Here is a 12,271-nt window from a genome sequence, read left to right as displayed (position 1 = left end):
CGTTGGCACGGTCAAGGGCAAGATCAACCGTGGCTCAGGCCAGATCAGCCCCGGGGTAACCGCGGGGGGTCACCATGCGGCCGTCCTGAATCCGTGTGGTGCTGTTGCCAATCAGCACCAGCGTGAGCATGTCCACCTCCGCCACCGGCAGGTCCGCCAGCCGGTGCAGGCTCACCTGCTCGTCCTGCCGCCCCAGCTGCCGGGCCAGGGCCACCGGCGTGTCGCCGCCCCGCTGTTCGAGCAGCAGGGCGCAGGCCCGGGCCAGTTGCCAGTCGCGTCCGCGCGAACGCGGGTTGTAGAGGGCCACCACGAAATCCCCCGCAGCTGCCCCGCGCAGGCGGGTTTCGATCGTTTCCCATGGGGTGAGCCGATCGCTCAGGCTGATGGTGCAGAAATCGTGCATCAAGGGGGCTCCGGCGCGGGCGGCCGCCAGCTGCAGCGCGGAAATGCCCGGATGCACCGTGAAGCCGGGGCGGGCCTCGGCCGGCAGGGCCAGCCAGAGCTCCAGCGCCAGCCCGGCCATGCCATAGATGCCACTGTCGCCCGATGACACCAGTGCCACCGTCAGGCCTTGCATCGCCAGCTCCAGCGCCTGGCGGCACCGTTCCCGCTCCAGGGTGAGCTGGCCGTCGCAGCGCAGCTGATCAGGCCGACGCAGTGGTTCCAGCAGGTCGAGGTACAGGCCGTAGCCCACCCAGACCGTGCTCGCCGCCAGTGCGGCACGGGCATCGGGAGTGAGCAGGGCCAGCTCGCCAGGCCCGCTGCCGATCAGATGCAGCCGGCCCCGTTGCGGCGCCCACTGCTCGGCGGCGGCCGCGACCGCCACCGTGGCGGCCCCGCGTTCGTCGCTGCGGCAGCGTTCGATGCGTTTGGCCTGGCGCAGGCAGCCCCCGGGTCCGGCGGCCAGCAGCGCTGCCGCCTCCGCCACGCTGGCCGTGCCCATCTCCCGCGCCACGGCCGCCGAAGGGGTCGGCACCGGCACAACGGCGAGCTCGGCGGCACTGAACAGCCGCAGCGGCCACTGGCGCTCAGCGGCCAGTGCCAGCAGTGCCGGCTCATCCCCTTTGCGGTCGGCGCTGCACAGGCCGGCGACGGCCTCCGGTGCCAGCCCAGCCTCCTGCAGCGCCGTCAGCACCGCTCGCTCCAGCAGGGTGAAGCTGGTGCCGCGCTCGCAGCCCACCCCCAGCCAGAGGCTGGGAGGGTGCCAGCGACAGCCCATACCCAGTTGATCGCTGATCACCAGCACAGGAGCTGCCGGGTCGGGCACGTCGCTGAGCTGCCGGGCCGCCTCAAGCTCGCGCCAGAGGGGGGAGCCGCTGGTCTGCTGCACCAATGGCTGCTCCCCCCTGGCCGCTGCCTGCATCAGGCCATTCCAGTCGCCGCTGCCGCGCCGCCATCCCCACGCGGTGCCGAAGCCATCGAGGGCAAGGCGGCCGCTGCCGCTGCTGGCGCCTGTCAGCACGGCCTGGCCGCCCAGCAGGGCCGCCACCTGCTGGCTCAGACGCTCTGCCCCGGCGCAATGGCCGCCCAGCAGCGGGATGGCGAAGCGTCCGGCCGGATCCACCACCACCACCGCCGGATCCTGGCTTTTGCCCTGCAGCAGTGGTGCGATCAGCCGGGTGATGGCGCCGCAGGCACCCACAGCCACGAAGGACCGGCTGTTGCCCCACTCCCGCGACAGATAGGTGCCGCCGGCTTCCTCGGGGCTGGCGATGTCCTGCACCAGCCCGGCCTGGTGCAGCCGCTGAAGCAGGGGCTGGCCGGCAGGACTGAGGCTGAGTCCCCGGCAGGGCAAGGGCAAGGCGTCAGGCGTGGGGTCGTTCATGCGCCGAACCTGGCACGCCCGATCGCCGGCGATTCGCCCGCATCGGCGGAGGGGCCGGCTGTCGGTCCGTCGTCGGCATCGCTTTCGCGAGGTGCACCAGGGATGGAGACAATCCCATCGCCAAGAGCTGGCGGGTCTTCCGGCTCGTGTTCTGGTTCGATTTCGGGCCCAGGTGTGTTACCCGTTTTGAGCTGAGTTTCGATTTCGGCTTTGGCCTGACGTTCAGGTTGGCTCTCGAGCTCAGGTTCAGGTGGGGGGGCGTCCTTCTCGGCGATGGATGCTGCCCCCACCTGCTCCCCGTCTGCGAGGTCGGCAGCGGAGAGCGCAGCAGTGTCAGAAGGAGCGGCGAGGGTGGCAGGTTCCGGCTCCTCCGCCTCCGCTTCTGCTTCCTCCTCCGCAGTTCTGGCGCTGGCGCCCGAGTTGTCGCCCGGATCCTGCGGCCCAGGAGCAGAAGATTGCCCAGAAGCAGATGACTGCCCCAGTGGAAATGGCTTCCCTGGTGGCGCCGGCGGATTGGGCGGCGCCGGCTCTGCTGGGGAGGTTCCGACCGCTCCGCCCAGCAGGGCCTGCTTCAGCTCAGCGTCATTGAGGGGAGTGGAGGGCCAGCGCGATGGAGCCCCAGCCGTGAGTGTCACCGCCCTCACCAGGGAGTTGAAGGGTGCATTGAGCGGGTCGCCCCTCCCATCAAGCAGTTCCAGCTGGATGGCGTTTTCCCCGCTGGTCAGTCCCTTCAGCCAGATCGGGGTCTGACGGTCCACCAGGAAGCTGTCGCCGTTGAGGGTGATCCGCAACCTCCAGCTGTCGTCGCCGTCGCGCAGGTGTTGCAGGGGGGCATCGAACAGCAGCCAGTCGATCAGCACCGGTTCTGCCTGGATCAGGTCGAAAGGAATGGCCGGAATCAGCTGGGGGCTGGCGGGTTGTGGCACTCCCAGGGGGTTGGCGGCGGCGCGGTGCAACCGGATCTGGGTGCTGGCGCCGGGCGCTTTCACCGCTTCACCCCAGGGGTAGGCGGCGTAGACGCTGATCCGATGGCTGCCTGGAGTGAGCGGCTCCATCGGCACCTTCACTGTGCGCGGATCGGCGGAGTCCTCCTCGCTGCGGCTGGCAGGCATTGCACCGACCCGGATCGGTGTCTCCTGGTCGCGCTGCACCACCAGATGGGGGCCGGGAGCGTCTGGGTTGGTCCCCGCCAGCGGCCAGTCAGCCACACGCAGCTCCAGGGTCCAGGGGTCGGCGGGAAGAACGGTGTCCGGCGCCGGCGCAACGATCGTCAGCTGCGGGCGATGGGCGCTGAGCACCTCCTTGAGTTGCTCAGTCGGGCGGGGCGGCGCGACTTCGCGCACGGTGCCGCTGGCAAGCGGAGCCGGTGCAGCGGTAGGCGGAGGTGAGCCGGCGTTTCTCCAGCCCCAGCCTCCGCTGAGCAACACGGTGAGGCACAGCAGGCCGGCGCTGATGGTCCGCCCCAAGGCGCGTGAACCCCGCAAGTGCGGCAGCTTCCGGGCAGGCAGGCTCGCCATGACCATCTCGTTGCTCCTGCCCTGACGACGGCCTGGGCATTCTGCTGGCCCATTGGTGAGCGCAGAATCGATGCCGCCCTGAGGACTTGAATCAACGCTCCAACATCCGGAATTGCCGGATAACAAATGGGGGCTTATCCCAGGCATTTCAATGACAAGAATCGGGCGGGAGAGCCCAGTCCCAGACAGGAGAGCCAGGGGATTGAACCTTTGTTACTTCCTCGGCAAACGGCCAGAAGCTCGCCCCTATACTCTCGCCAGCGGTCCCCTCATCGGGGCCCTTGCCCCAGTCGTGGCAACGGGTTTTGGCTTTCGCCACGCCCCTGCCCTCTGGAGTCAACGGCATGGCGGATTCCGATCCGCGGTGCTGTTCGGCCCGCCGGCCAGGTGCCTGCACCCGGCCGGAGCGGTGGACCTCCACCTCCACCTCGACCCCGTCCCTCGAGGAACGTCTCGATGACCATCAGCCCACCAGAGCGTGGGAAAACGGCGAAGGCCATGGTTGACCGGAACCCCGTTCCCGTCGACTTCGATGTTCTCGGTAAGCCCGGGCACTTCGATCGCACCCTCGCCAAAGGTCCCAAAACCACCACCTGGGTTTGGAACCTCCACGCCAACGCTCACGATTTCGACAGCCACACGAGCGACCTTGAAGAGGTCTCCCGGAAGATCTTCAGCGCTCACTTCGGCCATCTGGCCGTCATCTTCATCTGGCTGAGCGGCGCCTTCTATCACGGTGCCCGCTTCTCCAACTACACCGGCTGGCTGGCCGACCCCCTGCACGTCAAACCGAGTGCTCAGGTGGTCTGGCCCATTTTCGGCCAGGAAATTCTCAACGCCGATGTGGGCGCCGGCTTCCACGGCATCCAGATCACCTCAGGTCTTTTCCACGTGTGGAGAGCCTGGGGTTTCACCAGTGAGTTCCAGTTGCTCTGCACGGCAATCGGCGCCTTGGTGATGGCCGGTCTGATGCTCAACGCCGGTGTCTTCCACTACCACAAGGCAGCCCCAAAGCTGGAGTGGTTCCAGAACGTTGAGTCGATGCTCAACCACCATCTGGCCGGTCTGCTCGGGCTGGGGTCCCTGTCCTGGACGGGTCACCTCCTGCACGTGTCCCTGCCGACCACGGCCCTGATGGATGCCATGGATGCCGGCAAGCCGCTGGTGCTCAATGGCAAGACCATCGCCTCGGTGGCGGACATTCCCCTCCCCCACGAATTCCTCAACCAGGACCTGATCGCTCAGCTGTTCCCCGGTTTCGGAGCGGGCCTTTCCGCCTTCTTCACGGGCAACTGGGCCGCCTACAGCGATTTCCTCACCTTCAAAGGTGGGTTGAATCCCGTCACGGGCAGCCTCTGGATGACCGACATCGCGCATCACCACCTGGCGATCGCTGTCCTGTTCATCGTTGCCGGCCACCAGTACCGCACCAACTGGGGCATCGGCCACAGCATCAAGGAGATCCTTGAGGGTCAGAAGGGCGATCCCCTGCTGTTCCCCGCACCCAAGGGTCACGACGGCCTGTTCGAGTTCATGACCACCTCCTGGCATGCCCAGCTGGCGGTCAACCTCGCGCTGTTCGGTTCGCTCACGATCATCGTGGCGCACCACATGTATTCGATGCCCCCTTATCCCTACATCGGCATCGACTACGCCACCCAGCTCTCGCTGTTCACGCATCACATGTGGATCGGCGGATTCCTGGTGGTGGGTGCTGGCGCTCACGCGGCCATTGCCCTGATCCGCGACTACGACCCTGCCCAGCACATCGATAACGTGCTTGACCGGGTTCTGAAAGCTCGTGATGCCCTGATCAGCCACCTCAACTGGGTGTGCATCTGGCTTGGCTTCCACAGCTTCGGCCTCTATATCCACAACGACACCATGCGTGCCCTGGGCCGTCCCCAGGACATGTTCAGTGACACAGCCATTCAGCTGAAGCCCATCTTCGCTCAATGGATTCAGGGCCTGCACGCCGCTGCAGCCGGCACCACTGCGCCCAACGCGCTGGCCGGTGTGAGCGAAGTGTTCAATGGCGCTGTTGTTGCTGTGGGTGGCAAGGTGGCTGCCGGCCCGATCCCCCTGGGAACGGCCGACTTCATGGTCCACCACATCCACGCCTTCACGATCCACGTCACCGTGCTGATCCTGCTGAAGGGTGTGCTTTACAGCCGCAGCTCCAGGCTCATCCCCGATAAGGCGAACCTGGGCTTCCGCTTCCCCTGCGACGGCCCCGGCCGTGGCGGTACCTGCCAGGTTTCGGCTTGGGACCATGTGTTCCTCGGCCTCTTCTGGATGTACAACTCCATCTCGATCGTGATCTTCCACTTCAGCTGGAAGATGCAGAGCGATGTGTGGGGCACGGTGAATGCGGACGGCAGCGTTCAGCACATCACCAATGGCAACTTCGCTCAGAGCGCCATCACCATCAATGGCTGGTTGCGCGATTTCCTCTGGGCGCAGGCCGCTCAGGTCATCAACAGCTACGGCACCTCTTCCAGTGCTTATGGCCTGATGTTCCTGGGTGCTCACTTCGTCTGGGCTTTCAGCCTGATGTTCCTGTTCAGCGGCCGCGGCTACTGGCAAGAGCTGATTGAGTCCATCGTCTGGGCTCACAACAAGCTGAAAGTGGCTCCGGCCATCCAGCCACGTGCTCTGAGCATCACTCAGGGTCGTGCCGTGGGCGTTGCTCACTACCTTCTGGGCGGTATCGCTACCACCTGGGCCTTCTTCCTGTCCCGACTCATCGCGGTCGGCTGACCTCACACCTGACCTTTCCCAATGGCAACGAAATTTCCTTCGTTCAGCCAGGGTCTGGCACAGGACCCGACGACCCGCCGTATCTGGTACGGCATCGCCACGGCTCACGACTTCGAGAGCCATGACGGGATGACCGAGGAGAAGCTTTACCAGAAGCTCTTCTCCACCCACTTCGGTCATCTGGCCATCATTGGCCTCTGGGTTTCCGGCAACCTGTTCCATATCGCCTGGCAGGGCAACTTCGAGCAGTGGGTCGCCGATCCGCTGCATGTCCGTCCCATCGCTCACGCGATCTGGGATCCTCACTTCGGCCAAGGGGCCATCACCGCCTTCACTCAGGCTGGTGCTACCTCTCCGGTGAACATCGCTTATTCCGGCCTGTACCACTGGTGGTACACGATCGGAATGAAGACCAACGCCGAGCTTTATCAGGGTTCCATCTTCATGATGATCCTGTCGGCCTGGGCCCTGTTCGCCGGCTGGCTTCACCTTCAGCCCAAGTTCCGGCCTTCCCTGGCCTGGTTCAAGAACGCTGAATCCCGTCTGAACCACCACCTGGCTGTTCTGTTCGGCTTCAGCTCCATCGCCTGGACCGGTCACCTGGTCCACGTGGCGATTCCCGAAGCCCGCGGTCAGCACGTCGGCTGGGACAACTTCCTCAACGTGCTGCCCCACCCCGCCGGTCTGGCTCCGTTCTTCACCGGCAACTGGGGTGTGTATGCCGAGAACCCCGACACCGTCAACCAGGTGTTCGGTACCGCTGAGGGATCCGGCACCGCGATCCTCACCTTCCTGGGCGGCTTCCACCCCCAGACTGAGGCGCTCTGGCTCACGGACATTGCCCATCACCATCTGGCGATCGGCTGCATCTTCGTGATCGCCGGTCACATGTACCGGACCAACTTCGGAATCGGTCACTCGATCCGCGAGATCCTTGATGCTCACAACCCCCCCAAGGGCACCCCTGGTGACCTCGGCGCTGGGCACAAGGGCCTCTACGACACCGTCAACAACTCGCTCCACTTCCAGCTCGGTCTGGCCCTGGCTTCGCTGGGTGTGGTCACGAGCCTGGTGGCGCAGCACATGTATGCCATGCCGTCCTATGCGTTCATCGCCAAGGACTACACGACGCAGGCTGCTCTCTATACCCACCACCAGTACATCGCCATCTTCCTGATGGTCGGTGCCTTCGCTCACGGTGCGATCTTCTTCATTCGTGATTACGACCCCGAAGCCAACAAGAACAATGTTCTGGCTCGGATGCTTGATCACAAGGAAGCTCTGATCAGCCACCTCAGCTGGGTCTCCCTGTTCCTCGGTTTCCACACCCTCGGCCTCTACGTCCACAACGACGTGGTCGTGGCGTTCGGAACCCCCGAGAAGCAGATCCTGGTGGAGCCCGTGTTTGCCCAGTTCGTGCAGGCTGCCTCCGGCAAAGCCATGTACGGAATGGATGTGCTGCTCTCGAACCCCAGCAGTGCCGCCAGCCTGGCTTCGGCCAACATCCCTGGTGATCACTTCTGGCTCGATGCCATCAACGGCAACACCGATGTGTTCCTGCCCATCGGCCCTGGCGACTTCCTTGTGCACCACGCCATCGCGCTTGGCCTGCACACCACCACCTTGATCCTGGTCAAAGGTGCTCTGGACGCCCGTGGTTCCAAGCTGATGCCCGATAAAAAGGACTTCGGCTACTCCTTCCCCTGCGACGGCCCCGGCCGTGGCGGCACCTGTGACATCTCTGCTTGGGACGCCTTCTACCTGTCGGTGTTCTGGGCTCTGAACACGGTGGGTTGGGTCACCTTCTACTGGCACTGGAAGCACCTGGCGATCTGGCAGGGCAACGTGGCTCAGTTCAACGAATCCAGCACCTATCTGATGGGCTGGTTCCGCGACTACCTCTGGCTCAACAGCTCCCAGCTGATCAACGGGTACAACCCGTTCGGGTCGAACAACCTGGCCGTCTGGTCCTGGATGTTCCTCTTCGGTCACCTGGTGTGGGCCACCGGCTTCATGTTCCTGATCTCCTGGCGCGGTTACTGGCAGGAGCTGATCGAAACCATCGTCTGGGCACACCAGCGCACCCCGCTCGCCAACCTGGTGGGCTGGCGTGACAAGCCTGTCGCTCTCTCGATCGTTCAGGCCCGTGTGGTCGGTCTGGCGCACTTCTCCGTTGGCTACGTGCTCACATACGCAGCCTTCTTGATCGCATCCACCTCCGGCAAATTCGGCTGACCCTGCGGCCAGCCTGATCTTCGAGGGACGATCCTCCTTCACCCCCGGGTATACCCGGGGGTTTTTTCATGTGCCTCACTTCCGCAGTTGCGCACGGCTGGCCATGGTGGAGAGCAGCCTGACCGACAGCCCTACGGCCTCGTCCTGGCAATACCCCATGTGTTCAGTTCAGTTCAGTTCAGTTCAGTCCAGTTCCGTTGAGTTCAGTTCAGTGCGGTGTGGTCCAGCGCTGTCCTGGGATGACCAAGCACTGTGAGGGCCGATGTGAGGGGCGACCCGCCACGCACTGAGGACCATGGACCCAGCAGCCTTCAGCCGCACGCGGCTCCACTCAGTTGCATGCATCTGGATTCATCTGCAGCAAGTCGGGCCGGACGTTCGTTGGTCTCGTGATGGAGGAGCGTTGAGTGGGAGAGCCGAGGCGGGTTTCGAATGAGCGTGGCGGACGTCCGGTCTGCGTTTGTTCAGCTCCGCATCTTGACAGCCTTGTTTGTATCAGCCTGTTGCACGATCAGCTTGCTTCCCATCAGCTCGGTCTTCTACTGGTCTTGCTTGGGAAGATCCAGGCAGTATCGCGCCAAGACAGAAGTGCGAAAGTCGGGGCTTCTCCTGGCCAAGTCTGGCCGGCCGGGAAGTTCTTTTCAGGGCTGGTTCAGTTTTCGGGGTCCACCTCAGGGTCATGAGTCTCCAGCCCCGGACCATCCAGGCGCCTGGGGTCTCAGGACCAATCCCTTGCTCTCAGCCTTGCCGGGAATCGGTCGCCGCTGATGTGAGTTTTCGCTGGGGCCACCACTTTCTTCCCTCCAGCAGCTTCATCTCCAGGTACATCACCGGCACCACGAACAGGGTGAGCAGCGTGGACACCAACAAGCCGGAGAACACCACGGTGCCGATGCTGATCCGGCTTGCTGATCCGGCGCCGGTGGCGAACACCAGCGGCAGAAAACCAACCAATGAGGACACCGCGGTGAGGAGAATCGGTCGCAGGCGACTGATGGCCGCTTCTTCGATCGCTTCTCTCAGGCCAACTCCCTGCTGGAGCCGCTGGTTGGCGAATTCCACGATCAAGATCCCGTTCTTCGCTGCCAGGCTCACCAGCACCAGCAAGCCCACCTGGGCATACACATCCAGGAACAATCCTCGGCTGGCCAGGCCAACGAGCGCCCCGAGCATGGCGAGTGGCACGGTCACAAGGATGATCAGGGGGTCGAGAAAGCTCTCGTAGAGACCGGCCAACACCAGGTAGACCACCACCACGCCGAACACGAACAGCGTCAGCGTTTTGCCGCCCGCCTGCTGTTCCTCGCGCGCCAGCCCCACCCACTCCAGATCCGTCAAGGCGTTCCCCATGTCCTGTTGGATGGCTTCGAGGCGAGCGATCGCCTGCCCGGTGCTGAGCCCGGAGCGCGGCACGGCCTGAATCGTGATGGACCGCGACAGCCGGCTGCGGTTGATGGTGGTGGGGCCCGTGGACTGCTCGATGCGCACAACCTCACGCAAGGGGATCAGGTCACCGGCGCTGCTGCGCACCTGCAGGGAAAGCACATCATCTGCTGTGTTCCGACTGCTCCCGTCGAGCTGCACCACCACACGGCGCACACGGTCACTCTCGAAGGTGTCGTTCACGTAGCGGCTTCCGAAGCTGGAGCCCAGCGTGTTGACCACGGTGTTGAGCTCAACCCCCAGCGAGGCCATGCGCAGCCGGTCGGGCAGTAGCCGAAGCAGTGGGGCGTCCGCGCTGAAGCGCGTGCTGACCCGCTCAAAGTCGCCGCTGGCATTGGCGGCTGCAATGAAGCGGCGGGTTTCCTGCTCGAACGCCGCCAGGTCAAGCCGTCCCGCACTGACGTCGAGCATTTCCAGCTCCAGACCCCCTTCGCCACCGAAGCCGCGCACCGTTGGCGGCACGCTCACCTGCACCGCCGCGTCTGTGATCTCTGCCCGCAGCCGCCGTTCCAGCCGTCGGGCCACCGCCACGTTGCTGTTTTCACGGCTGGTGCCCCGTTCGCTCATCTCCTTGAGCCGGATGAAGAAGATGCCGCGGTTGGGGGCGCTGTCGCCGAAGGAACGCCCGGCATAGAAGTTGGCGATCCGAACCATCGGCTCTTCCACCACCCGTTCCCGCACCTTTTCCAGCACGGCTTCTGTGGCCTGGATCGAGGCACCACCCGGCAACATCACCACGCCCCGGATCTGGCCCTCGTCTTCCTGGGGGATGAATCCGGTGGGCAGTTGCCCCAGGCCCCAGACCGCCAGCACGATGCCCCCCACCAGCCCCAGCAGCACGAGGCGCCGGCGACGAAAGCTGCGCTCGAGGGCACGACCGTAGTGATGGCCAAGGCGCTCCATCCACACCTGCGGCTTGTGCAGCAACCTTCTGAGCCGGGCCGGCTCCTGCCAGCCATGGGCAAGCAGCCAGGCCGCCGCCACCGGTGTGAAGGTGAGCGCATTGATCGTGGAGAACAAGATCGTGGCGCTGATCGTGATCGCGATCGGTTGGTAGAGCCGGCCGACGCTGCCGGCCATGGCCAGCACCGGCAGAAACACCGCCACCAGCACCAGCGAGGTGGCGATCACAGCTCCGCCCAGCTCCTCCATGGCGTTGCGTGCGGCCATCGCCGGTGATTCGCCCTGCTCGAGTCGCCGGCTGATGTCTTCACTCACCACGATCGCGTCATCCACCACAAGTCCGGTGGCCAGCACCATGCCGAACAGGCTCAGCGTGTTGATCGAGCTGCCGGTGACCCACAGGAGGCTGAGGCTGCCGATCAGGGCCACCGGCACGGCCACGGCCGTGACCACCGCCAGCCGGCTGTTGCCGAGGGCCAGCAGCAGCACCACCAGCACCAACACCACAGCGTCCCGCAGGCTGGCGGTGGTGAGGTCGATGCTTTCCCGCACGGTGTCGGCCACATCGACGATCCGCTGCACCTCCACCCCGGGTGGAAACTGATCGGCCAGCCGATCAAGGCTGGCATTGACGGCATCGCTCACTGCCAGGGCGTTGCTGCCATCGCGCTGGAAGATCTGCACGGCCACCACCGGATCCCCTTTCAGGTTCATGCCGGTGCTCTCAAAACTCTCGAGGTCGAGATCCACCCGCCCCACGTCCTTGAGCAGCACGACGCCACCATCGGCGGTCCGGCTCACCACCAGTTGCTCCAGCTCGCGCACGCTGCGCAGGCGCCCTTCCATCTCCAGTGGCAGGGTGATCTGCTGGCCGGGGGGGCTGGGGGCGTCGCCCACCTGACCGAGAGCAGCCAACACGTTCTGCTCGGCCAGGGCGCGCTCCACATCAAGAATGGTGAGCTGACGCTTTTCCAGCTCCACCGGATCCAGCCACAGCCGGAAGGCGAGATCCGCCCCGCCGAACGCGGTGACGTTGCCCACGCCCGGAACCCGCTGGAGAGAATCACGCAGCTGTTGATCCACCCAGCCGCTCAGGAACGACGGCGTGTACATGCCTTCCTTGGCGCTGAAGCCCAGCACCATCAGCAGGTCGTCGGAGCTGCGGCGCACCTGCACCCCCAGCCGCGACACCTGCGGGGGCAGCTGACGGTTCGCCAGCGTGGCTTCGTTCTGGGCGTTGATCTGGTTGAGCTCGGGATTGCCGCCCTCAAAGGTGAGCGTGATCGTGCTGCCGTTCGCCGAGCTGCTGGAACGGATGCTTTCGAGGCGCTCGAGGCCGTTGAGCTGGCGCTCCAGCGGGGTGGTGACGCCCTGCTCCACGGCGAGGGCGCCGCCGCCGGGGTAGCTGGCGCGCACGCTCACCCGGATGGGTGCGATCGGTGGCAGGTTCTCCACCTGCAGGGCTGGCAGGGAGATCGCTCCCGCCAGCAGGATCAGCAGGGTCACCACCAAGGTGAGCACCGGCCGGCGCAGAAACGGACCAGACACCGACATGGACCCGATCCCGCAACTCAAGCCTGTCGTTCAA

The 12,271-nt window shown here is 64.9% G+C and carries 5 protein-coding genes; 2 read left to right on the top strand and 3 right to left on the bottom strand.

The window, feature by feature from the left end:
• Positions 1 to 34: 34 nt before the first annotated feature.
• Positions 35 to 1,825 (bottom strand): precorrin-3B C(17)-methyltransferase, encoded by a 1,791-nt coding sequence (gene cobJ / locus KBY86_RS04570; RefSeq protein ID WP_255140365.1) that lies wholly within the window; start codon positions 1,823 to 1,825, stop codon positions 35 to 37.
• On the bottom strand, positions 1,822 to 3,291 hold the full coding sequence (locus KBY86_RS04565; RefSeq protein WP_255140364.1) for a hypothetical protein: 1,470 nt from the start codon (positions 3,289 to 3,291) through the stop codon (positions 1,822 to 1,824). Before KBY86_RS04565 ends, cobJ begins: the two co-directional genes overlap by 4 nt.
• Before the next feature lie 507 nt (positions 3,292 to 3,798).
• Here KBY86_RS04565 and psaA point away from each other — a divergent pair.
• Both psaA and psaB read left to right on the top strand, forming a co-directional pair.
• Positions 3,799 to 6,102, top strand: a complete 2,304-nt coding sequence (psaA, locus tag KBY86_RS04560) for a photosystem I core protein PsaA (RefSeq protein ID WP_094514341.1) — start codon at positions 3,799 to 3,801, stop codon at positions 6,100 to 6,102.
• A gap of 21 nt (positions 6,103 to 6,123) precedes the next feature.
• The gene (psaB, locus tag KBY86_RS04555) at positions 6,124 to 8,337 is read left to right on the top strand and encodes a photosystem I core protein PsaB (RefSeq protein WP_094514338.1); all 2,214 of its coding nucleotides are present in this window, start codon (positions 6,124 to 6,126) and stop codon (positions 8,335 to 8,337) included.
• 738 nt (positions 8,338 to 9,075) lie between these two features.
• On the opposite strand, the gene KBY86_RS04550 is transcribed toward psaB, so the two are convergent.
• The gene (locus tag KBY86_RS04550) at positions 9,076 to 12,237 is read right to left on the bottom strand and encodes an efflux RND transporter permease subunit (protein WP_255140363.1); all 3,162 of its coding nucleotides are present in this window, start codon (positions 12,235 to 12,237) and stop codon (positions 9,076 to 9,078) included.
• Positions 12,238 to 12,271 lie beyond the last annotated feature (34 nt).

The sequence above is a fragment of the Synechococcus sp. Lug-A genome, from assembly GCF_024345655.1.
Lineage (GTDB): Bacteria > Cyanobacteriota > Cyanobacteriia > PCC-6307 > Cyanobiaceae > MW101C3.
The sequence above is the reverse complement of the archived record's forward strand: the minus strand, read 5'-3'. Positions and strand labels throughout refer to the sequence as shown.